The sequence below is a fragment of the Lentzea sp. NPDC051838 genome, from assembly GCF_040681245.1.
Classification (GTDB): Bacteria; Actinomycetota; Actinomycetes; order Mycobacteriales; family Pseudonocardiaceae; genus Lentzea.
Window position 1 is genome coordinate 621,475 of record NZ_JBFAYI010000001.1, and the last position, 24,829, is coordinate 646,303.

At 69.7% G+C, this 24,829-nt stretch carries 26 protein-coding genes; 14 read left to right on the forward strand and 12 right to left on the reverse strand.

The genetic code is table 11. The features are described 5' to 3' along the window. Window position 1: 1 nt before the first annotated feature. The 3 genes from AB0M24_RS02590 to AB0M24_RS02600 all read left to right on the forward strand — a co-directional run bounded on the left by AB0M24_RS02590 (window position 2) and on the right by AB0M24_RS02600 (window position 3,981). Window positions 2-2,524, forward strand: a complete 2,523-nt coding sequence (locus AB0M24_RS02590; protein WP_363759919.1) for an HAD-IC family P-type ATPase — start codon at window positions 2-4, stop codon at window positions 2,522-2,524. Then, window positions 2,512-3,330: a polyphosphate kinase 2 gene (gene ppk2 / locus AB0M24_RS02595; RefSeq protein ID WP_363761550.1), complete on the forward strand. Its 819-nt coding sequence runs from the start codon at window positions 2,512-2,514 to the stop codon at window positions 3,328-3,330. The genes AB0M24_RS02590 and ppk2 overlap by 13 nt, the downstream gene beginning before the upstream one ends. Before the next feature lie 63 nt (window positions 3,331-3,393). Beyond that, window positions 3,394-3,981, forward strand: a complete 588-nt coding sequence (locus tag AB0M24_RS02600; RefSeq protein WP_363759922.1) for a hypothetical protein — start codon at window positions 3,394-3,396, stop codon at window positions 3,979-3,981. A gap of 49 nt (window positions 3,982-4,030) precedes the next feature. Here AB0M24_RS02600 and AB0M24_RS02605 read toward each other — a convergent pair whose 3' ends face one another. The 4 genes from AB0M24_RS02605 to AB0M24_RS02620 form a co-directional block, all read right to left on the reverse strand. Next, window positions 4,031-4,582, reverse strand: coding sequence for a DoxX family membrane protein (locus tag AB0M24_RS02605; RefSeq protein ID WP_363759924.1), 552 nt, complete (start codon window positions 4,580-4,582; stop codon window positions 4,031-4,033). Between the two features lie 109 nt (window positions 4,583-4,691). Further along, window positions 4,692-5,186 carry a flavodoxin domain-containing protein gene (locus AB0M24_RS02610; RefSeq protein ID WP_363759927.1) on the reverse strand — a complete coding sequence of 165 codons (495 nt, stop codon included), beginning with the start codon at window positions 5,184-5,186 and terminating at the stop codon, window positions 4,692-4,694. A 176-nt stretch (window positions 5,187-5,362) separates the two neighbouring features. After that, the gene (gene ppsA, locus AB0M24_RS02615; RefSeq protein ID WP_363759930.1) at window positions 5,363-7,609 is read right to left on the reverse strand and encodes a phosphoenolpyruvate synthase; all 2,247 of its coding nucleotides are present in this window, start codon (window positions 7,607-7,609) and stop codon (window positions 5,363-5,365) included. Next, entirely contained in the window at window positions 7,606-8,601 is a 996-nt protein-coding gene (locus tag AB0M24_RS02620) for a nitroreductase family protein (protein ID WP_363759933.1), read from the reverse strand. Before AB0M24_RS02620 ends, ppsA begins: the two co-directional genes overlap by 4 nt. Window positions 8,602-8,842: 241 nt before the next feature. Between AB0M24_RS02620 and AB0M24_RS02625 the strand changes: the two genes are divergently transcribed. The 5 genes from AB0M24_RS02625 to AB0M24_RS02645 all read left to right on the forward strand — a co-directional run bounded on the left by AB0M24_RS02625 (window position 8,843) and on the right by AB0M24_RS02645 (window position 12,742). Continuing rightward, entirely contained in the window at window positions 8,843-9,529 is a 687-nt protein-coding gene (locus AB0M24_RS02625; RefSeq protein WP_363759936.1) for a CBS domain-containing protein, read from the forward strand. Window positions 9,530-9,537: 8 nt separating this feature from the next. After that, a complete protein-coding gene (locus tag AB0M24_RS02630) occupies window positions 9,538-10,146 on the forward strand; it encodes a CBS domain-containing protein (protein WP_363759939.1) in 609 nt (202 codons plus the stop codon). A 48-nt stretch (window positions 10,147-10,194) separates the two neighbouring features. Further along, on the forward strand, window positions 10,195-11,118 hold the full coding sequence (locus AB0M24_RS02635) for an SAM-dependent methyltransferase (protein ID WP_363759942.1): 924 nt from the start codon (window positions 10,195-10,197) through the stop codon (window positions 11,116-11,118). 12 nt (window positions 11,119-11,130) lie between these two features. Then, window positions 11,131-11,991: a hypothetical protein gene (locus tag AB0M24_RS02640; protein WP_363759945.1), complete on the forward strand. Its 861-nt coding sequence runs from the start codon at window positions 11,131-11,133 to the stop codon at window positions 11,989-11,991. Between the two features lie 190 nt (window positions 11,992-12,181). Beyond that, on the forward strand, window positions 12,182-12,742 hold the full coding sequence (locus AB0M24_RS02645) for a snapalysin family zinc-dependent metalloprotease (RefSeq protein WP_363759948.1): 561 nt from the start codon (window positions 12,182-12,184) through the stop codon (window positions 12,740-12,742). A gap of 57 nt (window positions 12,743-12,799) precedes the next feature. On the opposite strand, the gene AB0M24_RS02650 is transcribed toward AB0M24_RS02645, so the two are convergent. The 3 genes from AB0M24_RS02650 to AB0M24_RS02660 all read right to left on the reverse strand — a co-directional run bounded on the left by AB0M24_RS02650 (window position 12,800) and on the right by AB0M24_RS02660 (window position 15,374). Next, on the reverse strand, window positions 12,800-13,408 hold the full coding sequence (locus AB0M24_RS02650; RefSeq protein ID WP_363759951.1) for a DUF4360 domain-containing protein: 609 nt from the start codon (window positions 13,406-13,408) through the stop codon (window positions 12,800-12,802). 173 nt (window positions 13,409-13,581) lie between these two features. Then, window positions 13,582-14,235 carry a response regulator transcription factor gene (locus tag AB0M24_RS02655; RefSeq protein ID WP_363759954.1) on the reverse strand — a complete coding sequence of 218 codons (654 nt, stop codon included), beginning with the start codon at window positions 14,233-14,235 and terminating at the stop codon, window positions 13,582-13,584. Then, window positions 14,232-15,374, reverse strand: coding sequence for a histidine kinase (locus AB0M24_RS02660; protein ID WP_363759957.1), 1,143 nt, complete (start codon window positions 15,372-15,374; stop codon window positions 14,232-14,234). The genes AB0M24_RS02655 and AB0M24_RS02660 overlap by 4 nt, the downstream gene beginning before the upstream one ends. 162 nt (window positions 15,375-15,536) lie before the next feature. Between AB0M24_RS02660 and AB0M24_RS02665 the strand changes: the two genes are divergently transcribed. Then, the gene (locus AB0M24_RS02665; protein WP_363759960.1) at window positions 15,537-15,962 is read left to right on the forward strand and encodes a DUF6326 family protein; all 426 of its coding nucleotides are present in this window, start codon (window positions 15,537-15,539) and stop codon (window positions 15,960-15,962) included. Here AB0M24_RS02665 and AB0M24_RS02670 read toward each other — a convergent pair. Beyond that, window positions 15,953-16,870: a LysR substrate-binding domain-containing protein gene (locus tag AB0M24_RS02670; RefSeq protein WP_363759963.1), complete on the reverse strand. Its 918-nt coding sequence runs from the start codon at window positions 16,868-16,870 to the stop codon at window positions 15,953-15,955. The genes AB0M24_RS02665 and AB0M24_RS02670 overlap by 10 nt on opposite strands. 103 nt (window positions 16,871-16,973) lie before the next feature. Between AB0M24_RS02670 and AB0M24_RS02675 the strand changes: the two genes are divergently transcribed. After that, entirely contained in the window at window positions 16,974-17,798 is an 825-nt protein-coding gene (locus AB0M24_RS02675; RefSeq protein ID WP_363759966.1) for an aldo/keto reductase, read from the forward strand. Here AB0M24_RS02675 and AB0M24_RS02680 read toward each other — a convergent pair. After that, window positions 17,780-18,937, reverse strand: a complete 1,158-nt coding sequence (locus AB0M24_RS02680) for a mandelate racemase/muconate lactonizing enzyme family protein (RefSeq protein WP_363759969.1) — start codon at window positions 18,935-18,937, stop codon at window positions 17,780-17,782. The genes AB0M24_RS02675 and AB0M24_RS02680 overlap by 19 nt on opposite strands. Before the next feature lie 72 nt (window positions 18,938-19,009). On the opposite strand from AB0M24_RS02680, the gene AB0M24_RS02685 reads away from it, so the two are divergent. The 3 genes from AB0M24_RS02685 (at window position 19,010) to AB0M24_RS02695 (ending at window position 23,310) form a co-directional block, all read left to right on the forward strand. Further along, window positions 19,010-19,741 (forward strand): FadR/GntR family transcriptional regulator, encoded by a 732-nt coding sequence (locus AB0M24_RS02685; protein ID WP_363759972.1) that lies wholly within the window; start codon window positions 19,010-19,012, stop codon window positions 19,739-19,741. Between the two features lie 180 nt (window positions 19,742-19,921). After that, on the forward strand, window positions 19,922-21,304 hold the full coding sequence (locus AB0M24_RS02690; RefSeq protein WP_363759975.1) for an extracellular solute-binding protein: 1,383 nt from the start codon (window positions 19,922-19,924) through the stop codon (window positions 21,302-21,304). Beyond that, window positions 21,301-23,310 (forward strand): ABC transporter permease subunit, encoded by a 2,010-nt coding sequence (locus AB0M24_RS02695; RefSeq protein WP_363759978.1) that lies wholly within the window; start codon window positions 21,301-21,303, stop codon window positions 23,308-23,310. The genes AB0M24_RS02690 and AB0M24_RS02695 overlap by 4 nt, the downstream gene beginning before the upstream one ends. Here AB0M24_RS02695 and AB0M24_RS02700 read toward each other — a convergent pair. The 3 genes from AB0M24_RS02700 to AB0M24_RS02710 are packed head-to-tail and all read right to left on the reverse strand — an operon-like array spanning window position 23,307 to window position 24,654. Next, a complete protein-coding gene (locus AB0M24_RS02700) occupies window positions 23,307-24,047 on the reverse strand; it encodes a ribonuclease activity regulator RraA (protein WP_363759981.1) in 741 nt (246 codons plus the stop codon). The genes AB0M24_RS02695 and AB0M24_RS02700 overlap by 4 nt on opposite strands. Window positions 24,048-24,064: 17 nt before the next feature. Next, a complete protein-coding gene (locus tag AB0M24_RS02705) occupies window positions 24,065-24,385 on the reverse strand; it encodes a LuxR C-terminal-related transcriptional regulator (RefSeq protein WP_363759984.1) in 321 nt (106 codons plus the stop codon). After that, window positions 24,382-24,654, reverse strand: coding sequence for a hypothetical protein (locus AB0M24_RS02710; RefSeq protein WP_363759987.1), 273 nt, complete (start codon window positions 24,652-24,654; stop codon window positions 24,382-24,384). The genes AB0M24_RS02705 and AB0M24_RS02710 overlap by 4 nt, the downstream gene beginning before the upstream one ends. Before the next feature lie 3 nt (window positions 24,655-24,657). Between AB0M24_RS02710 and AB0M24_RS02715 the strand changes: the two genes are divergently transcribed. Next, entirely contained in the window at window positions 24,658-24,804 is a 147-nt protein-coding gene (locus AB0M24_RS02715; RefSeq protein WP_363759990.1) for a zinc-binding dehydrogenase, read from the forward strand. The last annotated feature ends 25 nt before the right edge of the window (window positions 24,805-24,829 follow it).

The following is a 24,829-nucleotide window of genomic DNA, read 5'->3' on the forward strand; positions in this document are numbered from 1 at the left end:
CATGCCGCTGAGCACGGCGGAGCGCGAGGACGTCGCCCACCACGGCCTGCCGGTCGCGGAGGTGGTGCTCATCGCGGAGACGGACGAGCACACCGGACTGTCCGTGGGGCAGTGGCGGCGACGTCTGGCCGAGCTCGGTCCGAACGAGCTGCCCGCCCGGCGCGGGCCGGGCTGGGTGGTGCGGCTGCTCGGGCAGTTCCACCATCCGTTGATCTACGTGTTGCTGGTCGCCGCCGCGATCACCGCGGCGCTCGGTGAGGTCGTCGACGCCTCGGTGGTGTTCGGCGTGGTCGTGATCAACGCGATCATCGGGTTCGTCCAGGAGGCACGCGCCGAACGGGCTCTGGACGCGTTGGCGTCGATGGTGCGCACCGAGGTGACGGTGGTGCGCGACGGGCTGCCGGCGCGGGTGCCGTCCACCGAGCTCGTGCCGGGAGACGTCGTCCTGCTCGAGGCCGGCGATCAGGTGGGTGCCGATCTGAGGCTCGTCGGCACCAGCGAGCTGCGCGTCGACGAGTCGGCGTTGACCGGCGAGTCCCTGCCGGTGGCGAAGAACCCGCTGGCGCTGCCCTCGGACACCGCACTGGCCGACCGCGCCAACATGGCGTACTCCGGCACGCTCGTGACCGCGGGCGGCGGGCGCGGCGTCGTGGTGGCGACCGGCGCGGACACCGAGATCGGCCGCGTGCACCGGCTGGTCGGCACGACGGCCACCGTCGAGACACCGCTGACCCGCAAGCTCGCGAGGTTCAGCCAAGTTCTCACCGTCGTGATCCTCGGGCTCGCGGCCGTGAGCGTCGTGGTCGGCGTGCTGCGCGGCGAACCGTTCGCCGAGATGGTCACCGCCGCGGTCGCGCTCGCGGTCGGCGCGATCCCGGAAGGCCTGCCCGCCGCGGTCACCGTGACGCTGGCGATCGGGGTCGCGCGGATGGCTCGCCGCAACGCGATCATCCGCAGGCTGCCCGCCGTCGAAACGCTGGGCAGCACCACCGTCATCTGCACCGACAAGACCGGAACCCTCACCGCCAACGCGATGACCGTCGGCACGGTGATCGTCGCGGGAGAACGGTTCGAGCTGTCCGGCATCGGCTACGACCCGTCCGGAACCGTGGCGCCCGCGGTGACTCCGGCACTGCGCGAGTGCCTGCTGGCGGGCTTGGCCTGCAACGACGCGCGCATCGTCGAGGACGACGGCCGCTGGCTCCCCGTGGGCGACCCGACCGAGGCCGCACTCGTCGTGGCGGCGCGCAAAGCCGGGCTGGACGCCGCCAACGTGCCGGAGCGCGTGGACACCCTGCCGTTCAGCTCGGAGCGGCTGTTCATGGCCACCCGGCACAGCAACGGCGTCGTCTACGTCAAGGGAGCGGTCGAGCGGGTTCTCGCTCTCGCCGGCCTCCGCCACAGCCCCGAGGCCGAAGAACTGGCGCACGCGGGCCTGCGAGTGCTGGCGATCGGCCGCGCGGCGGGCGTAGAGCTGAGCGAGGAGGGCCTTCACGGCTCCGTGGAGTTCCTCGGCGTGGTCGCGATGAGCGATCCGGCGCGCCCCGAGGCGATCGAGGCCGTGCGGGCCTGCCAGGCCGCGGGCATCGAGGTCAGGATGATCACCGGAGACCACCCGGCCACCGCACGCACGATCGCGGCCGAGTTCGGCATCTCGTCCGTCCACGCCCGCGTCGCCCCCGAGGAGAAACTGAGGCTGGTCGAGGAGATCCAGGCCGGGGGAGACGTCGTCGCGATGACCGGGGATGGCGTGAACGACGCTCCTGCGTTGCGCAGGGCCGACATCGGTGTGGCGATGGGCAAAGGCGGCACCGAGGTGGCCAAGCAAGCCGCCGACATGGTGCTCACCGACGACAACTTCGCCTCGATCCGCGCCGCCGTCGAGGAAGGCCGCGCGGTCTTCGACAACCTGCGCAAGTTCATCATCTGGACGCTTCCCACGAACATGGCGGAAGGCCTCGTGATCCTCACGGCGATCCTGCTCGGCGCGGCGCTGCCGATCCTGCCGGTGCAGATCCTGTGGATCAACATGACCACCGCCGTCGCGTTGGGACTGACGCTGGCGTTCGAGCCGCGCGAGGCGGACGTGATGAAACGGCCACCCCTGCCGCCGTCACTACCGCTGCTGACCCGGAGGTTGGTCGGCCGGATCGTGTTCGTCTCCGCGATCCTGCTCGCGTGCTCGTTCGGCGCGTTCCGCTGGCAGCTCTCCTCCGGCGCCACGCTGGAGGTCGCGCGCACGGTCGCCGTGAACGTCTTCGTCGGCGCCCAGATCGCCTACCTGGCCAACTGCCGATCGCTGGAGAAGTGGCGACCCGGCACCGGACCGAACCGGTGGTTGCTCGTCGGCGTCGCGCTCACCGCGGGCCTGCAACTGCTGCTGACCTACGTGCCGTTCATGAACTCGCTGTTCCACACCGCGCCGCTCGGGTGGCAGCCGTGGCTGGTCGTCCTCATCCTGAGTGCGGCGGCGTACGTCGTCGTGGAGCTGGAGAAGTGGCGGCAACGCACATGGGCGGGCTGAAACGCGAAGCGTACGAGCAGGAACTCCTGCGGTTGCAGACGGAACTGGTGAAGCTGCAGGAGTGGGTGAAGGCCACCGGCGCCCGGCTGGTGGTGGCGTTCGAGGGCAGGGACGCGGCGGGGAAGGGCTCGGCGATCAAGCGGATCACCGAGCACCTGAACCCGCGCGTCGCCCGGATCGTCGCCCTACCCGCGCCGAGCGAACGCGAACGCACCCAGTGGTACTTCCAGCGCTACGTGGCACATCTGCCGGCGGCGGGCGAGATCGTGCTGCTGGACCGCAGCTGGTACAACCGCGCGGGCGTCGAACGCGTGATGGGTTACTGCACGCCGGAGGAACACCGGTTGTTCCTGCGGCAATGCCCTGTCTTCGAACGGATGCTCGTGGAAGACGGTCTGCTGCTGCGCAAGTACTGGTTCTCGGTCAGCGACGCCGAGCAGGAACGCCGGTTCCGCAAACGGCTCGACGACCCGCTCAAGCGCTGGAAGCTGTCCCCGATGGACCTGGAGTCGTTGACGCGCTGGGAGGACTACTCCCGCGCGAAGGACGAGATGATGGTGCACACCGACATCGCCGAATCCCCGTGGTACGTGGTCGAAGGCGACGACAAACGCCGCGCGCGGATCAACATGATCGCCCACCTGCTCAGCACCGTCGACTACCGCGAGGTCACCGCGCCGAGGATCGAGCTGCCGGTCCGGCCGCCGTCGAGCGGCTACCAGCGCACGGACCGCGCCCTGCAGCGAGAAGTGCCCGATCACGCCGCCCAGCTGGTCGTCAAGGCGAGACCAGCGGCCCATCGGTGACATGACCAAGGTCCCTTTTGGACCGCCGCGTCCACCGGGGAGCCTGGGTGACGGAGGTGGACCATGACCGCGCACCCGATGTCCCGGCTAGTCCGCAGGGTCTTCCCCGGCCGCAACCCGCTCGCCACGTACGGCGACCGGATCGAAGGCGCCGTACTCGCGTTGGGCGTCGCGGTGGCTCTGCTCGCCGTCCCCGTCGCCGGTGCGGTGGGTTCCGAGACCTACACGGGGTACGAGGCGCGGGTCGACGCGGAGCACGCGAGCAGGACACAGGTCGACGCCGTTCTCGTCGAGGACACCCCGGAGATGCGGGGGCACAGCGACGGGACGGTGGAGAAGACGCCGGCGACCGCGACCTGGCGACTGCCCGACGGCTCGGTGCACAAGGGCGTCGTGCCCGCCGCGTACGAGATGCGGTCCGGCGCCACCGTGCGGATCTGGACAGACCGGGGCGGTGAGGCCGTCGACCCGCCGATGACCCATGAGGGAGCGGTGGTCGGCGCGTTCATGATCGCGTTTTTGCTGTGGAGCGTGCTGACCGGTGTGATGACTCTGTTCTACGGCGTGGTCAGGTTCCTGCACATGCGAATCCGGCTGCGCTGGTGGAAGCTCGAGTGGGAGCTGACCGCGCCGGACTGGACGGGACGTTGAGGCCGATGGGTGCCGCGTCGCCGAACGCGGCACCCACTGGTCCGATTCGTCACCGCAGCCAGGGGTTGGCCTTCACGACCCGCAGGTCGTTCCACCAGCGTGCCAGGCTCCAGACAGCGCTCGAAGTGGTCGCCGCGAGCACGATCAGCACCAGGGCGTACACGATGTGGTAGTCGATGACGGGGTTGGTCGACATCGTCGCCTCACCGGTCGCGGTGTGCCGCGCGGGCGGCCATTCGGCGGCCCACATGAGAAGCATCATGACCGCACCGCCGGCAGCCGCGATCCGCAGGCCGATGCCGAGCACCAGCGCCACCCCGATCCCGAACAGGCCTGCCATGAAGAGCACGTCGGCCCACCATGCGCCGGCGATGTCGTGGAACACCGACTCGAACGGCCCGACGTCGACGCGGCTGAGAAAACCCTTCGTGGGTGAACCGCCGGAGAACCAGGCGTTCTTGGGCTGCGTGGCATAGCCGAGACCGAACGCCTTGTCGAAGAACGCCCACAGGAACAACAACCCGGTCGCGACGCGCAGCACCGCGAGGGCCGCCGCACCGGTGTCCGTCCGGGTGCGGGCAGGAGCGTGAACAGCGGACATCGTTACCTCCCAAGATGTTCTGTCACGTCGAGTCTTCTCGGGGAGGTCGTGCCCGTACGCGGCCCTTGGTCCCGACTCGACCGGGACGTCACGGCGCCGTCGGACTCGGTCACCGAGCCTCGACCAACCGCTGGGCGATCGCGCCCGCCCAGCGGCCGATCTCGTCCCAGTCCCGGAAGTCACCCGCCATCGAACCCCGCGCCATCCTCCTGGCGAAGAAGCCGACCGCGGTCTCCGGCGTGAGCCTGCCACCGAAGGTGAACGGCTCCTCCGCACCGACCCGCGCGGCGAGCTCACGCACCTTGCGCGGCGCCTGCTGCGGCGACAGACGACTCCCGAGCGGACCGCTGTGGAACAGCCACAGCGGCCGGGTCCGCAGCAGCTCCTCGTTTCGGGTCAACAGCTTCACAGCGTCCTTCCGCCACCGGCCGGCGTAGAGCGCGCTGCCCAGCACGACAGCCTGGTACGGCTCGACGGAGTCGACGTCCGCGGCGTCCAGCACCGTCACCTCGTGCGCGGCCGAGCCGATCCGTGCGGCGATCGCTTCGGCGATTTCCCTGGTAGCACCCATTTTGGTCGCGTAGGCGACGAGGATCTCAGTCATACCGACACCATCGTGGCTCGGCCCAGCGGCGGGGCAGAGCCTTTGTGCTCACCGCTGGCGGGACGCCGGCTGCCCTGGGGACGGCAGCGCGCGGTTCGGTTCGATCGTGACAATCTGCGCCTCGCGCGCCGCCGCCGTGCTTCAGCGTCCTCAAAGGCGTCTCGAAAGAACAGGGACTATCGACTCTGCCTCAGCAACAGGCGCCGTTCGGCCGACCCGATCGCGGCTCGTACCGCAGGAACCGCGTCGGCGTTGACCGAGATCGAGGTGATGCCGAACTCGACGAGCTTCTCCGCGAACTCGGGCTTGTTGGACGGTGCCTGCCCGCACAACGACGAGGTGATGCCGGCGTCACGCGCGGCGCCGACGATGCGGCCGATCATGTCGAGCACGGCGGGGTCGGACTCGTCGAACAGGTCCGCGCACAGCTCGGAGTCGCGATCCACGCCGAGCATCAGCTGAGTGAGATCGTTGCTGCCGATGGAAACGCCGTCGATGCCGGCGCGCGCGTACTCGGGAATCCAGTACGCCACCGAGGGAACCTCGGCCATGACCCACCGGTGCAGGCCGCGGTGGTGACCGAGCGGGCTGCGGTCGATCTGCTCCAGACAGGCGTCCAGTTCCCACTTGGTGCGCACGAACGGGATCATCAGGTGCAGGTTCGGCGTCTGCTCCCGCACGCGTGCGAGAACTTGAAGCTCGAGGCTGAAGAGCATGGGGTCGTCGACGTACCGGTAGCAGCCGCGATAGCCGATCATCGGGTTGTGCTCGTGCTTCTCGAACACCTCGCCGCCCTTGAGCTCGCGGAACTCGTTGGTGCGGAAGTCCGTCGTGCGGTAGACGACCGGCCGGGGTGCGAACGCGTGGGTGATCTGCAGCAGCGACGACGTCATGGCGTCGATGAAGTGGTCGGGCCCGCGCTGGGCGAGGAACCGGCGCGGGTGTTCGGCACCGAGAGCTTCGGTGAGCATGAACTCCGCCCGCAGCAGCCCGACGCCGTCCACCGGCATCGCGGCCACCTCCACGGCGTGCTCGGGTAGCGCGAGGTTGACGTACACGCGCGTGCCGAGGGCTTCGGTCGCCTGCACCACCGGAGGGACGATGCGCGGTGCCGTGGTGATCGGAGCCGAGCCCGCGCGCACCTCGCCCGTGCTGCCGTCGACGGTGACGAGCCGGCCTCCCTTCAGCAGCGAGGTGGCGGACCCCGTGCCCACCACGCACGGCACCCGCAGCTCACGGGCCACGATGGCGGCATGGCAGGTGATGCCACCACCATCGGTGACGACCGCGGACGCGCGGCGCATCGTCGGCACCCAGTCGGGGTTGGTCATCTCGGCGACCAGGACCTCGCCGTCACGCAACCGGTGACCCTCGTCGGGGGAGCTCAGCACCCGGACGCGGCCCGAAGCGACACCTGGAGACGCGGCGAGGCCGGCCACCAGCGGACCTGACGACTCCGGCGCCTCCTCCGGCAGCGTCGTGATCGGCCGGGACTGCACGAGCCACGTCTTGCCGTCGGCGATGGCCCACTCGGTGTCCTGAGGTTCGCCGTAATGCCGTTGCACGCGCTGGCCCAGCTGGCCGATCGCGATGGCGTCGGCCTCGGTCAGCACCCGCGCGTGGGACTCCTCGGTGTCGAGGTCGACCCGCTCGTCGCCGCCGTTCGCGCCACGCACGATCTTGTGCGACTTGCGGCCCACCCGAGTGTCCACAAGCGACACCGTGTCGCCCTTGCGGCGCAACACGTAGGTGTCCGGCTCGACCGATCCGCTGACCACCACCTCGCCGAGCCCGAACGACGCCTCGACGAGCATCCTGTCGCGGTCACCGCTGGACGGGTCGGCGGTGAACATGACCCCGGACCGCTCGGAGTTCACCATCTTCTGGACCACGACGGCGATCGCGGGTTCGTCGGTGATGCCCTGCTCGGCGCGGTAGGCGATCGATCGGGTGCCGAACAGCGAGACCCAGCAGTCGAGCAGCCGGTCCAGCAGGGCGTGCGCGCCGCGCGTGTTGGTGAACGTGCTGTTCATGCCCGCGAACGACGAGCCCGCGGTGTCCTCGGAGGTCGCCGACGACCGGACGGCCACGGACTCGTCCTGGCCGAGGTCGCGATAGGCCTCGAGGACAGCGTGCCGCACGTCGTCGGACACACCTGCTTTCCGCACGAGCTCGCGCATCCGCTCAGCTGCTTCTTCCAGGCGTCGAGGCGAGGTGCCGCGGTCGAGTGCGATCACCAGCTCGGCGGCGACGTCGTCGCGAACCTGGCTCATCGACGTGCGGAACGCCTCGGCGGTCACGACGAAACCGGGCGGCACCGGCAGGCCGGCGCGGGTGAGCTCGCCGAGGTTGGCGCCCTTGCCGCCGGCGATGGAGGTGTCGTTCTTGCCGAGGGTGCTGAACTCGCGGACGTAGGTGGTCACTTCTGCTCCTGGTCGCGGAGCAGGTCGATGACGGGACGACGGGGCGTGGCGGGCAGCGGGTCGGCGTTGAACCCGGCCCAGCCGACGCGGATCACCAGCTGCGGGCAGGAGGAGCCACCGAGGACCTCGTCGCGCACGAGTTCCCTGGTCTCGGCGACCTCGAGCGGCTGGCTGAGCGGGCAGGACGCGAGGCCCGCGGCGGTGGCTTCGAGCAGCACCGCGCTGGTCGCCTCGCCCGCACGCAGCCGCGAGAGGTCGTCGTCGGATGAAGTGCTCAGCACGAGGAGGGTTCCGGCGTCATCGCCGAGCAGACCGCGGTCGCCCTGGATCAGCGATCCCGGTGCGAACTCGCGCATCCGGAGGTTGCCGTACTGGTGCGACCCGGCCGGGATGCTGGCGGCGGGGACACCGGCCGACGCGCCGGGGTAGACGCCGCTCCACTGCCGGATCTCGGCCCGGTAGGCCGGATCGGCCTCCTGGATGTCCGCGGCCTTGCCGATCGCGATCAGCAGTTCGTCCCGTGCTTTCCCGGACACGACGTGGGCCTCCACGCCTTCGGCCCGCGCGGTCTCCACGAGCTGCCGCAGCATCTCGTCAGGCGCGGGCCAGGACGAGAACGCGCGGCGATCGGTGCGTCTGCGGGGAATCGCGGACGCCAGCTCGACGTGCGACTCGCTGGGCTCGACGGGCTCGAACTCGATCGCGGCGAGGTGGTCGGGCAGCGCGGGGTTCGGGAACCGGTGCACCTTCGCCCGGAAGCCGAGCGCGGCGAGCCCGACCCGCAGGTGGTGCAGGGCCGCACCGCAGCTGATGACGAGATCGGCGCCGAGAGGGTCGGTCGCGGGCAGTGTCCGGGCGCGGTCGGCGTACAGGTGCAGGCTGCGCGCGCCGGCTTCCCACCGCCATGGCTGGGAGTTGTGCACCGACGGTGCGCGGCCGGCGAGTGCTACCGCCGCTCGCACCGTCGTCTCGTCGGGTTGACCGCGGTCCATCCCGCTCACCTCCGTCGTCGAAGTCCTGTCCTGAAGCTCGCAGCACCCGCGGCCGTGAGTGAGGGGACTACGTCCCGGCCTGGCCGGGACCCGCGGACCCGTCGTGGGGAGGAGGTCCTTAGGTCCCTTCCGCAACGGGGTCGGAACGCCCGAGCCACCCACACCTTTGGCAGGTGGGCCGCCGCCGTCGGGCCGAGAAGGCTGGGGACAGGACAGCAACCGAAGATCGCCGGAGGGTGTCATGCGTGAACCGACCGTCGCCTCGCTGATGACACGTGAGGTGATCACCGCGGACGTCGGCAGCTCGTTCAAGGAGCTCGTGCGGCTGCTGGAGGACAACAGGATCAGTGCCGTGCCCGTGCTGGACGGCGGCTTCCCCGTCGGCGTGGTGTCCGAGGCCGACCTGATGCCGAAGGAGGAGTTCCGCGGCGGCACCGAGGACGCGCCCGGCGTGTTCGCGGGACGTTCGACGAAGCACAGGTGGGAACAGGCAACCGGCCTCACCGCGCGCGACATCATGACGTCGCCGGTCAAGAGCATTCCGCCGGACCTGCCCGCGAGCGCCGCCGCCCGCGAACTGGCAGCGGCCGGCGTGCGCAGGCTCTTCGTCGTGGACTCCGACGGCGCGCTCGTAGGCGTGGCATCTCGCCGCGACCTGCTCAAGGTCTTCCTGCGCGACGACGACGAACTGCGCACAACGATCCGCGACGAAATCTTCGGCCGGATGCTGTGGGTCGACCCGAACACCGTCGACATCGAGGTGAGCAACGGCGTCGTGGACCTGCGGGGCAAGCTCGAACGCCAGAGCGAGGTCGACATCGCCGAGCACCTCGTCCGCGTCCTGCCGGGCGTGGTGGACGTGCACAACCGGCTGCGGTGCGACTGGAACGACACCAAGCACACCCGCCAGACCGAGATCTTCGGCTGAGGAGCGCCATGAGGACACGAGACGTGATGACGACCGACGTCGTGGTCGTCTCCCCGGACCTGCCCGCGCGTGACGCCGCGCGACTGCTCGCCGAACGAGGCTTCACCGCCCTGCCCGTGGTGGACGCTTCGGGTGCGTTGGTGGGTGCGGTCGGCGAGACCGAGCTGCTGCGCGACCGGTTGCCCCAGGACCCGCGCAAACTGGTGCACGGCGAACCCGTTCAGCCACGGGACAAACCCGCTGACCTGGTCGTCCAGGTCATGACGAAGCCGGTGACCGTCACCCCGAACACCGACCTGTCCGAGGTCGCCGACCTCATGCTGCAGCACGGCGTGCGCAGCGTCGCGGTGGTCGACGAGGGCCACCTCGCGGGCATCGTGACCCGCCGCGACATGCTCCGCTCCATCAGCCGCGACGACTGGATCATCGAGGCCGAGCTCCGGCACCGCCTGGACATGATCGGCTCCGCACACCGGTGGACCGTCGAGGTGTCCGGCGGCCGAGTGTCCATCGTGGACAGGATGAACGACGCGACCGATCGTCACATCGCCGAGGTGCTGGCACGCGCGATCGCCGGCGTCACGGACGTTCGGTTCGTGGAGTACGCGGGCAGCTGAGAACAGTGTGGCTGCGTACGCACCGACTTCGTGAGTAGCGTCGAGACCATGGAGAACGGCGGACCCAGCCGGACGGCGCTAGTCACCGCGTACGCCCGCGCCTACCACCAGATCGTTGACCAGCCACAAATCTTCACCGACCCCCTCGCGGCACGTCTGCTGGGCCATGCCGAGGACGAACTGCCCAGACTGGGCACGGCCGCGACCGACCGCCTCGGCGGCGCCGTGACGGACCGCCCCCGCCGCCTGTTCTTCGCCACCAGGGCCCGTTTCGCCGAGGACACCGTGGCCGCCGCCATCGCCGAAGGTGTGCGCCAGGTCGTGATCCTGGGCGCGGGCCTCGACACCTTCGCCTACCGCAACCCCCGCCGCGACGTGCGCGTCTTCGAAGTCGACCACCCCGCCACCCAGGCGTGGAAGCGCGAACGCCTTGCCACGACCGGCATCGACAGCCCCGACACGCTGACCTTCGTGCCGGTCGACTTCGAAACCCAAACGCTGGCAACGGAACTCGAAGCCGCCGGATTCAGCAGGACGGACCCGGCGGTGTTCGTGTGGCTGGGCGTCGTCTACTACCTGACCTCCGACGCCGCCCACGCCACCCTCGCCTACATCGCCGGACAGGCCCAGCCGGTCGAGGTGGTCTTCGACTACCTGCGCTCCGCGACCACCGACGCGGAACGCGCCCACCAGCGCGCACGTGCCGATCGGCTGGCCGCCGTCGGCGAACCCCTGTTCAGCTACTTCACTCCCGACGACATCGCCGCGCGGCTGCGTGCCCTCGGATTCACCGGTGTCGAGGACCACTCCGCTCCCGACCTGATCGCCGGTTACCTCGGCGGATCCGCGGAGTTCGCGGGTGAGTCCTCGGCGCTGCACGCACTCCGCATGATGCGCGCGAGCCGCGCTGGGACAGCGGTGACGGCACGCACATCCAATGGGGACGTTGAGGGCGCCACGACCCCCGGCTGACACAATGGGCGGGTGACACTGGGATACCTGCTCGCTGTGCTGGCGACCCTGGCGTCGGGCAGTGGTTCGATCCTGGAGTCCATCGGTGTCCGGCGTGCGGGCGCGTACGGCGGGACGTCTCTCGATCTCATCGCTCTCCGACGTCAATGGCTGTACTTCCTCGGGCTCGGCGTGGACATGCTGGGGTTCGCCGCCGCGGCCGCCGCGCTGCACCGGCTGCCGTTGTTCCTCGTGCAGTCGATGCTCGCGTTCAGCGTCGGTGTCACCGCCCTGTTCAGCGTGTTCATGGGCCATCACCTCCGTGCGGCGGGATGGGGCGCGTTGGTCGTCGGCGCGACCGGCCTGGTTCTGCTGGGAGCGTCCGCGGAACCGGGGCCCGCACAGGTCCTGCCGCCGCAGTGGCGCTGGATCCTCGTGGCCGTGGTGATTCCGGTGGCGGCGATCGCGGTTTTCGCCCGGCGCCACCACCACGTGTGGTCGGCGACCGCGCTGGCGTTCGGCTCCGGTGTCGCCTACAGCGTCGTCGGCATCTCGGCACGCACACTCGAGCTCCCGGACACCGCCTGGCGACTCGTTCTGGAACCGGCGGCCTGGGCCATCGTCCTCAACGGACTCACGGCGGCGGTGCTGTTCGCGATGGCGCTGCAGAAGAGCGGTCCGACCGGGGTCACCGCGGTCATGTTCACCACCAACACGGCGCTTTCGTCGTTCGTCGGACTGGTCTACCTCGACGACCGCGTCCGCGACGGCTACGTGACGGCCGCGACCATCGGGTTCGTCCTGGCGATCGCCGGAGCGATCGCGGTCGCCCACTACTCGGCCGACACCCGCCAGAAGGACTTCGCGACGACGCCGGCCGGTGCGCGGGCCTGACGCACCGTCACCGCCATTCGCCCCTTTTCACGCCCTTCGCCACATTCGCCCGAATAACGCGCAACGTCAACCGTCAAGAGCGTCGAACCGTTTCATGCCAATGGCGGGCGAGTGGCGCGAAGACCTTCCTTACGTTGGGTAGTGGAACCTCGAGGTTTCATTCTTCGCACCCTGCAAGCGAGGAGAACCCATGTTCAGAAAATTCGTCCTGCCCGTCGCGCTCGCCGCGGCGACGACCGTGGTCGCACCCCTGACCGGCCACGCGTCGACCTCCGAGGCCCCGCCCACCGCGGCGGCGGTCAACGTCTACTACGACACCAGCAGCGCACCCACGTTCGCGAGCGCCATCCGTCAGGGCGCGGCGAACTGGAACGCGCGGGTGTCCAACGTGAAACTGGTGGAGAACCGCAGCGCGGCCACCCTGCGCTATCGGGAGGGCAATGACCCGCGAGGGTCGTACGCCTCCACCAACGGCCACGGCAGCGGCACCATTTTCATTGATTACACGCAAGCGCGGCAGTACTACGTCACCCGCATCACCGCCCACGAGACCGGGCACGCCCTCGGCCTGCCCGACCACTACAGCGGTCCCTGCTCCGAGCTGATGTCGGGCGGCGGCCCTGGCACGTCGTGCACCGTCGCCTCCCCGAACTCCACCGAGGCGGCTCGGGTGAACCGCTTGTGGGCCAACGGGTTCGTCGGCACCTACGAGTGGAAGGTGATCTACGAGCAGGTTCCCGTCCACTCCTGATCGCGCATGAACGCGAGGCCTGGGTCCACCGTGGACCCAGGCCTCAGCGTTTTCCGGTTACGGGCAACGCTTCCACGAGAAGTAGTAGTCCGTCTTGGCGTAACCGTCGAGCGAGTCCATCGCCATGAAGCTCGTCTTCTTCGGATCCGATGTGCCCGCGTTGACCCGCAGCTCGGTGTTGAGGTTGAGGTTCCTGTTCACGCCGCAGGGCGGGTAGATGATCGGCGAGCCCTCGTCGGTGGCCTGCCACTCGTCATCCACCGGACCCTGCCAGCCGTGGCTGCGGTAGCCGGTGTCCGGCATGCCCTGGAAGTAGTAGGTGGACCTCAGGGTGCTGGTGGCGCCGCGTTCGAGGTGGAGGTAGCCCGCGTAGTCCACCTTGGAGATGCCGTAGACGTAGCCCTCCGGCGCGTTCACCCTGATGCTCAGCTGGCAGTTCTTCCGGAAGTCCGTCGGAGCGGCGCCGGGGCCGACCTTGGCCGCGTAGCTGCTGAAGACCACGTGGAAGGCGGAGTTGTCCGGTGACACCGTCACCTTGGTCGTGCCTCTGGGGCAACCGCTGCCGTTGATCGTGTCGATGGTGACCGCGCCGGGTGGCGGGACGTCGGCCTGGGGGAGGACGACGGTGGACATCGCCATGGCCGCGGCGACAATCGCGTGGATCATTGGAACCCTTCCGGCTCGTACGCTGGGCAGCGGCGGAGAAGACGTACCCAACCGGATGACGGCGGCTTGGCGGGTTTCCTGCCGCCTTGCGATTACCTGACGATTGACCCTGTAACGGTCGAGAAATGCGTTCGTGCAGGTCAGCAGGGCGTCCAGTTCGGCAAACCACGCATTTACCCCACCCTGCCGGTGTCGTACGCCCACATCGCGATCTCGACCCTGTTCCGGACGCCGATCTTGTTCAGCAGGCTGGCGACGTGGCTCTTGGCGGTCGTCAAGCCGATGAACAGCTCGGCGGCGATCTCGGCGTTCGTGCGGCCACGGGCGACCAGCGTCAGCACTTCCTCCTCGCGTTCGGTGAGCGGCTCGATCGGCTGGGTCCGCCGGCTCACCGGTTCCCTGGCGGCGAGGGTGGCCAGCAGCCGCCGGGTGACGTTCGGCGCGATCAGGGCGTCGCCGACGGCGGCGGCGTGGACGGCCTGGACGAGCAGCGCCGGTCCGGCGTCTTTGAGCAGAAAGCCTCGGGCGCCGGCCCGAAGCGCACCCTGGATGTACTCGTCGAGGTCGAACGTCGTGATCACCACGACCGCGATCGGGTCCGGGACGTCCCGCCCGGCGAGGAGCTTGGTCACCTCGATGCCGTCGAGCCCCGGCATCTGGATGTCGACCAGGCACACGTCGGGGCGGAGCCGACGCGCCAGCTCGACGGCGGTGTGGCCGTCGGCGGCCTGGCCGACGACCTCGATGTCGGGCTGCGCCTCCAGGATCATCGACAGGCCGGTGCGCACCAGATCCTGGTCGTCGGCCACCAGCACGCGCACCGTCATCGGCCTGCCCCCGTCGGCAGTTCGGCGTCGACCGCCCACCCGCGCTCGGCCGCCGGTCCGGCACGCAGCGTGCCGCCGAGCAGCTGCACGCGTTCGGTCATCCCCAGCAGCCCGAAGCCGTGGTTCACCGGCCGTCCCGGGTCGATCTGTCCGTCGTCGGTCACGTGCAGTCGCAGCCTTCCCTCGCCCTCCACGACCCGGATCTCGACCCGCGAGGCGTTGCGGGCGTGCCGCAGGGCGTTGGTCAACGCCTCCTGCGCCAGCCGGTAGACCGCCGCGTCGACCTGGGGCGGGAGGTCGTCCAGGTCAGGTGGCAACGACACGTCGACGACCGGCACCGGGGCGCGGCGGGCGAGGGACACCAGGTCGGCGACCCCGGGCTGTGGGGCGTACTGCGCCGGCGCCCCGTCGCGCAGCACCCGGACCATCGCTCGCATCTCCGCGAGCGTCCGCGACGCTTCTCCCTCGATGACCACCAGCGCTTCGAGCGCCGCTTCAGGTCGCTGCGCGGCCATCGCCTGACCTGCCTGCGCCTGCACGGCGATCGCCGAGACGTGGTGGGCGACGATGTCGTGCAGCTCGCGCGCGAGGCCGACCCGTTCCTGGCTGCGGCTCTGGTCCAACGCCCGGCGCCAGCTCTCGGCGCGGTAGCGGAACGCCGCTCCGCCCGCCGCCGCAGCAGCCAGCACGGCGAACCCGCCGAAGAGTTCGGTCGGCCCGGCGTAGTCAGTCACGCTGCCGAACACCGCGGCGACCGCCACCACCGCCAGCCCGATCACGGTCTCGCGCCCCGAGCCCCAGCGGACCAGCGCGTAGACGAACACCAGGATGTAGATCATCGTGTTCAGGCCCGCGCTCTGGGCCCCGCCCAGCAGGCTCGCCAGGCCCAACGTCGTCGCGGTGCCGAAGGCCACCACGACGCAGGCCAACGGGTGGGTGCGCCGCCACAGCAGCACCGGCGCGAGCCCGACCGCCACGATCGTCGCGACCGGCCGCCAGACGACGTCGTCCCAGAAGACTCCCTCGAGCAACGCCGTCACCATCAACACCCCGACCAGCACCCAGTCACGCGACACCCGTTCGGGAGCGTCCGTGGCGCGGGGCTCGGCCCACAGCGAGCTCAGGGCGTTGGTAATCACGCACCCAGCCTAAAGACCGCCGAGGCGTCGGGGACCGTTCGAAAGAACGAGACGCCGCTCCTCCCAACGACCAGGACGGATCCGGCCTCGGTGCCGATGTTCCCGCCGCCGGGCTCAGCGATCGTGAACCCACCGATCCTCACCACGACAACGGAGCCCATGATGAGAACGCGTCAACCCACCACGCTGGACGACCAGCGGATCTCGGTGAGAACCAAGCTCGCCGCAGCGTGGACGAGCCTCATGTTCCTGTACGCCTATGTGGACATTCTCGCGTTCTTCAGGCCCGGCGTCGTCGACGACATCCTGGTCGGCGTCGTCTGGGAGTTCGACATCAGCCAGACGTTGATGATCGTCTTCCTCGCGCTCATGGCGCTCCCGATCCTCATGGTCGTGCTGTCGATGACGCTGCCTGCCCGCGCGAACCGCATCACCAACATCGTCGTGGCCTCGATCCAGGTCCCCTTCGCGGCGTTCAACGTGGTGGGCGAGTCCTGGAGGTACTTCTACGGCCTCGGCGTCGCACTGGAACTGGTCGTTCTCGTCCTCATCCTGCGGTACGCCTGGACCTGGCCCCGTCAGCCCTGAGGGCCGGTGCCGCTGTGCCGGGCGGCTTCCTGCAGCGCGCGCAACGCCGCCCTGCGCGCCGGGCTGTTCGTGCTGCTGTTGCGCCACAACGCGAACACCCGGCGCCGGGGAACGGGCACGAGCGGCACGAACCGCACGCCCTCCGGCGTCGGACCGCGGCCGAGGCGGGGGATGATCGCGGCACCGAGCCCGGCCGCCACCAGGGCGAGCTGGGTGGAGTGCTCTGAGGCCGTGTGCCCGATCTGACGTTCGATCCCGTTGCGGCGCAAGGTGTTCTCGAGCCAGCCGTGGCAGATCTCGTCGCTGGGCCAGCCGACCCATTCCTCGTCGCGCAGCTCGTCCAGGGCGAGCGCGGCGAGGCCTGCGAACGGGTGCGAAGAGGGCAGTGCCACGTCGAGGACGTCGTCCAGAAGCGGGGCGCTGGCGATGTCGGCGGGCACGGCGAGCGGCTGCTCTGGCCAGTCCTGCACCACGGCGAGGTCGACGTCGCCGTGGCGCAGCTGGGCGATCGCCTCGACGGGTTCCAGTTCCACGAGCCGGGCCGAGAGCTGCGGGTACCGCTCCCGCAGCGTGCGCAGCATCGGCGGCACGAGGCCGCGGGCGGCCGTGGCGAACGCGGCCACCGAGAGCGTTCCGGCCACGGCGCCGCGGCGGTCGGCGAGCTCGGTCTCGACGAGCTCCACCTGGCGCAGCAGCCTGCCCGCGTGCTCGGCGAGCAGGTCGCCCGCGTCGGTGAGCCGGATGCCGCGGCCCTGCCGTTCCAGCAGGGGCTGGCCGACCTCGTGTTCCAGCCTGGCCAGCTGCTGCGACACCGCCGAGGTGGTCACGTGCAACGCCTCGGCGGCGCCGCGGACCGATCCCGTCGTGGACACCGCGTGCAGCGTCCGCAGGCGTTCCAGGTTCAACACATTAGCGATGCTACGCGATGGGCCAAAGAATGTTTCGATTGTCTTAGTGAACGGCAATGGGCAGTGTGAGTGCGGAACGAACCGGCACCCGCAAGGAGATCCCGTGCACTCCCACCTCGTCCTCGGCGGCGACCTGCCCGTCCACCGCCTCGGTTTCGGCGCCATGCGGCTGCCCGCGAACGACCCGGCCGCGGCACACGCCCTGGCGCGCCGAGCGGTCGACCTCGGCGTCACCTTCCTCGACACCGCCGACTCCTACGACCTCGGCCGCAACGAGGAGCTGCTGGCCGAGGCCCTGGACCCGTACCCGGACGGTGTCGTGGTCGCGACCAAGGCGGGCCAGTGTCATCCCGGCCACGAGTGGATCCCGCTCGGCCGCCCGGAGTACCTGCGCCAGCAGGCCGAGCTGAGCCTGCGCAGGCTGCGGGTCGAGCGGATCGACCTGTTCCAGCTGCACCGGGTCGACCCCGCCGTCCCGCTCGCGGACCAGATCGGCGCACTGCGCCGGCTCCAGGACGAGGGCAAGGTGCGGCACGTCGGGCTGTCCGAGGTCTCCGTCGCGCAGATCGTCGAGGCGGAGCGGATCACGCCGATCGTCAGCGTGCAGAACCGCTACAACCTCGACGACCGGCGCTCCGAGGACGTGCTGGAGCACTGCGAACGCCACGGCATCGCGTTCCTGCCCTGGCTGCCGATCGCGCCGAGCGTGCGGCCGGGCTCGCCGGTCGCCGAGGTGGCCCGGCGGCTCGGCGCCACCCCGGCCCAGATCGCGCTGGCGTGGCTGCTGCGGCGGTCGGACGTGATGCTGCCGATCCCCGGCACGTCGTCGGAGAAGCACCTCGAAGAGAACGTCGGCGCCGTGCACGTCGACCTGCCCGACGAGGACTTCGCCCGCCTGGACGAGCTCCGCTACTCGAACACGCCGTAGCCCGCGACGGCGTGCGCCCGCACGCCGTCCATGTCGAGCTCCACGCCGATGCCCGGGGTGTCGGGCAGCGTGATGTAGCCGTCCTTCACGATCGAGCCGCTTCCGTCGGGGGCGTGGACGTAGCTGTCCCACACCGCCCGTTCCTCCAGCGCGTGCCACTCCTGGACGTAGAAGTTGGGAATGGCCGCGCACTGGTGCGACGTCGCCATCGTGCCCAGCGGCGTCGACACCAGGTGCGGAGCGAAGGGGATGTAGTGCAGCTCGGCGAGGTTGGCGATCTTCTTGGCCTCCGCGAGTCCGCCGCACTTCGGCACGTCCGGCTCGATCACGTCCACGGCGCCGCGTTCGAGCAGCTCGCGGAACCCCCACCGCAGGTACAGGTTCTCGCCGGCGCAGATCGGCGTGCGGGTCTGCTCCCGCACCCGCACCAGCGCGTCGACGTTCTCCGCAGGCAGCGGCTCCTCGAGCCACATCAGGTCGAACGGTTCCAGCTCGCGGGAGATCCGGCACGCGCTGGGCACGTCGTAGCGCGCGTGCAGGTCGATGGCCAGGTCGACGTCCGGTCCGATCGCCTCGCGGACGGCGGCGACGCGCGCGACCATCGACCGCAGCTCGGCGGCGTTGATCGTGTGGTTGAAGTCGTCGAACTTGGCCGGGTGGCGGAGGTCGTCGACGTCGAACTTGATGGCGGTGAAGCCCTCGGCGACCATCCGCTGGGCCCGGTCCACGCACCCGGAGACCGAGCCCGCGGGGTCGTCGCCGTCGCCGCAGTCGGCGTAGAGGCGGATCCGGTCGCGGAACTTCCCGCCGAGCATCCGGTGCACGGGCTGGCCCGCCGCCTTGCCCGCGAGGTCCCACAGCGCGAGCTCGATCCCGGACAGGGCGATCACGAACACCCCGCCCTGTGGTCCCGCGAAGACCCGGCCGCGACGCAGTTTCTCCCAGCAGCGCTCGACGTTGCGCGGGTCCTCGCCGATCAGCAGCGGGGTCAGGAACTCGATCATGCCGACGACGCCGCCCGCGCCGGCGTCGGGGTTGGCCTCGCCGAACCCGCTGAGGCCCTCGTCGGTGTCGATCCGGACGAGCGTGGCTTCGCCGTGGTAGGCGACCACTGCAGTGGTGACGTTCACGATCCGCATTGCTCTCCCGTCTCCGGGTGGTGCAGGTGAACGGACTGTCGCGATGAGTAACTTGTCCTATAAGCTGATGACATGCAAAGGGGACAAGAGTCTCCGGACCTTGTCAAGGTCCGCACTCTGCCGGTGCAGGTGGCCGCTCACCTGACCCGGCGGGTCGTCAACGGTGAGTTCGAGGACGGGCGGGGGCCGTCGGAGCTCGACATCGCACGGGAGTTCGGGGTGTCCCGCGTGGTGGCGAGGGAGACGCTCAAAGTCCTCGCCTCGCTGGACATCGTGGACGTGGCGCAGGGCCGCCGGGTCACGGTGCGTCCGCCGGCGGAGTGGGACTACCTGAGCCCGTTGCTGGTCGAGTGGCTGCCCGCCGAGGTCGTCGGCGAGCTGCTGCAGGAGCTCGACCAGATGCGCATGCTGCTCGAACCCGAGCTCGCCGCGATGGCCGCCGCCATCGTCACCGACGAGACGCTGGACCGGATGCGGGACGAGCTCGGTCGCATGGCGGCGCTGGAGGGGGATCCGAACGCCTACCTCGAGGTCGACCACGAGTTCCACATGGAGATCTGCCGGGCGGCGAACAACCGCATCCTGGACCGGATCATGTACTCGGCTCGCTGGCTCGGCACGGCCAGCCGGCGCATCACCAACGAGGACTCGGACGCGTTGTGCAAGGCCACCGCCGACCACACGGAGATCTACGAGGCGCTCGTGGCGCGTGACCCGGACCGGGCCCGCGCGGCGATGCGCAAGCACCTGGCCAACAACTCCACGCTCCTCGCGGAGAAGGGGCGGCGGACCAAGCGGCGCTAGGGCTGTGCCGCGCACGTAGTTCCTCCACTTCACCACATGAACGACCCGGCAGCGGGCGCACGTCCCGCTGTCCCGCCGGTTGCAGAGTCGCCCCGTCGGCACGCGTCCGCTCGGCCGGACGCGGGAGGAGTTGGTGTCATGGAAGAGAAATCGGACTTATCACGGCGCACCTTCCTCGGGATGAGCGCGCTGGGCGTGCTCGGTCTCGCCGGGTGCGGGGGAGGGAGCCCCGCGGCTCCGCAGGTGGACGTCCAGGTGCCCCAGGCCCTGCTCGACCAGGCGGCGTCGCTGCGCGGCGGATCGGCCGGCATGCTCTCGCAGAAGCTGTACTCGGAGGCCGCCAACAAGGCGCTGGACAAGTCGCTGCAGGTCTTCGCGCAGGCCACCGGCACCACGCTCCGCAACGACCTGGTCTCCGGCGACGCGGGGGACATGGTCGCGAAGATGGACGCCGAGGTGAAAGCGGGTACCAGCCGCGACTTCGCGTTCGTGAGCGATCGGCGGTTCGTCGGCCAGCTCCACAACCTCGGCGCGCTCACCGACGTCACCGACGTGGTGGAGGAGATGCGCAAGCTCTACGGAGAGCCCGCGACGGAGGCGAACAACTACTGCGTGTTCGGCGGGCGCTGGTTCGCGATCCCGTACCACTTCATCGCGTCCGCGATGTACCTGCGCAAGGACTGGTACCAGGAGAAGGGTCTCGAGCTGAAGCCCCACTACACGTGGGAGGAGTTGCGCGACAACGCTTTGGAGGTCTCCGACCCGGCGAAGAAGCGCTTCGGCTGGGGTCTCACGGTGAACCGCTCCGGCGACGCCAACGGCTTCATCGCGAACGTCGTCAACACCTACGGCGGGGCGATCGCGGACAACACCGGAACGAAGGTGGTGTTCAACTCGCCGGAGACCGTCGCCGCCGTCACGTTCATCGGCGACATCTACACGAACCCCAAGTACACGCCGATGTTGCCACCGGGGATCGGCAGCTGGACCGACTCGAGCAACAACGAGAACTGGCTCGCCCAGATCCTGGGGCTCACGCTCAACCAGTTCAGCGTCTACGCCGACTCGAAGACCAAGAACAACCCGGTCTACGGCAACACCCACCCGTTCAACGGTGCGACCGGACCGGCGCTCGACAAGCCGCTGGCGTTCGGCGAGTCCAACTCGTTCGTGGTGTTCAAGGGAGCGAAGAACCCGGACCTCGCGAAGCTGGTGGCGAAGTACATGGTCAGCGGGACCGCACTGCTCGGTGTCGCGAAGGGAGCACCGTGCCTCGTGAATCCCTCGTGGGACAAGGTGTGGGACTCCGACCCGTACTACACCAGCGGTGACCCGGCCTTCCCCGCGCTGCGGGAGCAGACCCGCACCCCGCTCCCCGTGACCACCAAGACGGGCTTCAAGTTCCCGCAGGCGCCGAGCCCGGGGGAGCAGGCCGCCACCGCCGCCTACGTCCTGACCGACATGATGCAGTCGGTCATCCAGGGCACCAAACCGGCCGACGCGGTCGCCGCGACGCACGCCCGGATCGTCCAGGTCTTCGAGCAACAGGGCTACAAGCAGTGACCGACCTGCGCACGCGGCCGGCGCCGGTTCGCCCGGCGCCGCGCACGTCGTCCTCGCTCAGCTCGTCGCAGCGGCTGCTCGGACGCGACTGGCGCCTCGCCGCGGTGTTCGTCGGGCCGACGCTGGTGCTGGTCGCGGGCCTGATCCTGGTCCCCATCGCCGACTCGGTCGTCACCAGCACCACGGAACGCCACGGCGCTGAGACGGTCTTCGTCGGGCTGTCCAACTACACCGCGCTCATCGGCGACACGTTGTTCCACAAAGGAGTCCTGAACTCGTTCGTCTTCACCGCGTACGCCGAGATCTTCAAGGTGATCCTCGGTCTCATCGCGGCGTTGATGCTGCACCAGATGCGCCGCGGCCGGGCGGTCGTCGCCGGGGTGATCCTGCTGCCGTGGGTGGTGCCGACCGTCGTCACGGCCTTCACCTGGCGGTCCCTGTTCGACCCGATCTTCGGCAGTGTCAACGTGCTGCTCACCGACTCGGGGATCGGGCCTTTCCTCGCCGCGGTCGGGCTCGTGGACCGGTGGCCGGCGGAATGGCTGTCCGATCCCGCGCTCGCGCTGCCGTCGGTCATCCTCGTCAACGTCTGGAAGGGCATCCCGTTCTTCACGGTGACGTTCCTCGCCGGGCTCAAGGCGATCGACGGCGGGCTGTACGAAGCGGCCATTGTGGACGGTGCGTCGCCGTGGCAGCGGTTCGTGCACATCACGTTGCCGGGGTTGCGGCACATCATGATCGTGACGGTGCTGCTGTCGTCGATCTGGACGTTCAACAACTTCGACCTGATCTGGCTGATGACCCAGGGCGGGCCGGGCGACGCCACCGCGCCGTACGTGATGGTGGCGTACTCGAAGGCGATCCAGCAGTTGCAGCTGGGCGCGGGCGCCGCGGTCACGCTGGTGATGCTGCCGATCATCGCGGTGTTGGTGGTGATCCTCGTGCGGATGATGCGGCGCAACGACATGCCGGGCGCGCGCGACCTGGGGCGCGGGCGGTTGACCCCCGCTCAGCGTCGCGCGTTGCCGTGGGCCGTCATCGTGGTGTCTGTTCTCGTGCTGGTCTGGGCGTCGCCGCACATCGTGTGGAAGGCCGCGCTCGTGCTGGGCGTCTTCGTGGTGCTCGCGGCCGCGGTCGGACGGCTCGTCTCGGTGCTGGCCGCACGGGGCAACCGGCTGGCCGCACGCCTGGTCGGCGGCACCGGTTCGGGCGTCGCGCTGGTGGGCCTGCTGGGCTTCGTGCTCGCGCCGCTGTACTGGATGACGGTCACGGCGTTCAAGTCCGACGACCAGATCGTGGCACGCACCGACGACCTGTGGCCGACCCCGTGGACCACCGAGCAGTTCACGAACCTGTTCGCGGACAGGGCGTTCGGCACCTGGTACCTCAACACGATCCTCGTGTCGGTGGCGTCCACGGCGATCGCGCTGGTCTGCGCGGCGCTCGCCGGCTACGCGTTGGCGCGCTTGAGGTTCCGCGGTTCGGAGAGCTTCACGGTGACGATCCTGCTCACCTACGTGATGCCGGGCGCGCTGCTGTTCATCCCGCTGTACCAGATGATGAGCGGCATCGGGCTCAACGACTCCTTGTGGTCGCTCGTCCTCGCCTATCCCACGTTCACGCTGCCGTTCGCGACGTGGCTGCTCGTCGGGTACTTCAAGTCGATCCCGGCGGACCTGGAAGAGGCCGCGCTGGTCGACGGCTGCACGCGGTTCGGCGCGTTCCTGCGAATCGTTCTCCCGCTGGCGAAGCCGGGCCTGCTCGCGGTCGCCCTCTTCACGCTCACCAACGCGTGGAACGAGTTCCTGTTCGCGTTCGTCTTCATCACCGACGACGACTACAAGACGCTGCCCGTGGGAATGCAGTCGATGATCTTCGGTGACGTCGTGCCGCAGGGGCAGCTGGCCGCGGCCTCGCTGCTGATCAGCATCCCGGTCGTGACCATGTACGCGTTCGGGCAGAGATTCCTGACCGAGGGCCTCACCGCGGGGGCGGTGAAGGGCTAGGTCCGGCCCTGCTCCGCACGCCACCGCTCGTACTCGGGCCGCGCCTCGTCCGACAGCGGGTAGTACCGCCGCAGGTCGCCGCCCTCGGCCAGCCGGATCCGGGAGAACTCCTCCCACTCCGCGTGTTCCCGGGCAGCGGCCACCAGCGCGGGCGCGAGCTTGACCGGCACCACGACCGCCCCGTCGTCATCGGCGACGACGATGTCGCCGGGCTCGACGAGCGTGCCACCACACGCCACCGGCACGTTCACCGCGGTCGGCACGATGCCGGTCTGCGCGTGGAAGTTCGGTGTGGCGCCCCGGATCCACAGCCCGAGACCGAGCTTCTTGGCCTCGCCGACGTCACGCAGACACCCGTCGACCACCACGCCGACGCCGCCACGGCCCTTGAAGTAGGTCAGCATCATCTCGCCGAACACGCCGCTGCTCATGTCACCCCGCGCGTCCACGACGATCATGTCGCCGGCCTGCGCGTGGTACATCACGTGGCGGTGCAACTGCTTCTCCGGCTCGGCGTACTCGTCGACGGGGTAGAGGTCCTCCCGCTTCGGCAGGAACTGCAACGTCAAAGCCGGTCCGGCCACGCGCATCCCGGGCGTCACCGCGACCGGCCCGCGGATGAACGCGCTGCGGATGCCCATGCGGCTGAGCTCGGCACTGGCCGTGGCACTGCCGAGAACCGCGAGCGCGGCGCTCAGTTCCGCGGGCGGGCGAACGATGTCGTGCGTCTCGACCACGTCGGCAGCTCCCTCTATCAGGGCAGCCGGCCTGGGCGTACCAGGCCGGCCTCGTAGGCGAATACAACGAGTTGTGCGCGGTCCCTGGCGTCGAGCTCGACCATCGCACGCGCCACGTGGGTCTTGGCCGTGGCTGGGCTCACCGCCAAATGGGCGGCGATCTCGTCGTCGGACAGACCGGAACCGGCCAGTGCGACCACTTCCCGTTCGCGGTTGGTGAGGTCAGGCCGCAGCCGTGGGACCGCAGGGGCGGCGGTGCGGGCCGCGAACTGCTCGATCACCCTCCGGGTGACGCACGGTGAGAGCAGGCCCTCTCCGGCGAGCACGACCCGGATCACGGGGTGGGCTCCGGATCGCTTGCGGTGCCAGAGGGCAGGACGGCGTGGACCCGCCGCCCGCTACCGGGCGACGGTCCGGCCGACACCCGGCCACGGAGCGCGGCGGCGCGCTCCCGCATACCGGTGATCCCGTTGCCCGCCGGAGCGGAAACCCCAGGCATCGCTTGTGCCCCACCGTCGTTGTCGACACAGATGACGAGCTCGTCCCGACGGTACTCGATGCTGATCGTCGCGGCCACGTCCTGGGCCTGCTCGGGTTCGCGGTCCATGAGGTGCGGTCCCACGCCTGCCCGGATGTTGATCAGGGACTGGTCAAGTCGCTCGGCGCCGATCACGTCATCGACTGCACCCGCGACGACTTCTCCCTCGACGCCCGCCGCTACGACGTCGTGCTGGACCTGGTCGGCAACCGGTCGTGACGACCCCGAGCGCGGAGAAGTCGGC

Coding starts and splice junctions, on each gene's coding strand:
- AB0M24_RS02590 (WP_363759919.1), top strand. CDS start 2: ATGCCGCTGAGCACGGCGGAGCGCGAGGACGTCGCCCACCACGGCCTG.
- ppk2 (WP_363761550.1), top strand. CDS start 2,512: ATGGGCGGGCTGAAACGCGAAGCGTACGAGCAGGAACTCCTGCGGTTG.
- AB0M24_RS02600 (WP_363759922.1), top strand. CDS start 3,394: ATGACCGCGCACCCGATGTCCCGGCTAGTCCGCAGGGTCTTCCCCGGC.
- AB0M24_RS02605 (WP_363759924.1), bottom strand. CDS start 4,582: ATGTCCGCTGTTCACGCTCCTGCCCGCACCCGGACGGACACCGGTGCG.
- AB0M24_RS02610 (WP_363759927.1), bottom strand. CDS start 5,186: ATGACTGAGATCCTCGTCGCCTACGCGACCAAAATGGGTGCTACCAGG.
- AB0M24_RS02620 (WP_363759933.1), bottom strand. CDS start 8,601: ATGGACCGCGGTCAACCCGACGAGACGACGGTGCGAGCGGCGGTAGCA.
- AB0M24_RS02625 (WP_363759936.1), top strand. CDS start 8,843: ATGCGTGAACCGACCGTCGCCTCGCTGATGACACGTGAGGTGATCACC.
- AB0M24_RS02630 (WP_363759939.1), top strand. CDS start 9,538: ATGAGGACACGAGACGTGATGACGACCGACGTCGTGGTCGTCTCCCCG.
- AB0M24_RS02635 (WP_363759942.1), top strand. CDS start 10,195: ATGGAGAACGGCGGACCCAGCCGGACGGCGCTAGTCACCGCGTACGCC.
- AB0M24_RS02645 (WP_363759948.1), top strand. CDS start 12,182: ATGTTCAGAAAATTCGTCCTGCCCGTCGCGCTCGCCGCGGCGACGACC.
- AB0M24_RS02650 (WP_363759951.1), bottom strand. CDS start 13,408: ATGATCCACGCGATTGTCGCCGCGGCCATGGCGATGTCCACCGTCGTC.
- AB0M24_RS02655 (WP_363759954.1), bottom strand. CDS start 14,235: ATGACGGTGCGCGTGCTGGTGGCCGACGACCAGGATCTGGTGCGCACC.
- AB0M24_RS02665 (WP_363759960.1), top strand. CDS start 15,537: ATGAGAACGCGTCAACCCACCACGCTGGACGACCAGCGGATCTCGGTG.
- AB0M24_RS02680 (WP_363759969.1), bottom strand. CDS start 18,937: ATGCGGATCGTGAACGTCACCACTGCAGTGGTCGCCTACCACGGCGAA.
- AB0M24_RS02685 (WP_363759972.1), top strand. CDS start 19,010: ATGCAAAGGGGACAAGAGTCTCCGGACCTTGTCAAGGTCCGCACTCTG.
- AB0M24_RS02690 (WP_363759975.1), top strand. CDS start 19,922: ATGAGCGCGCTGGGCGTGCTCGGTCTCGCCGGGTGCGGGGGAGGGAGC.
- AB0M24_RS02710 (WP_363759987.1), bottom strand. CDS start 24,654: ATGGACCGCGAACCCGAGCAGGCCCAGGACGTGGCCGCGACGATCAGC.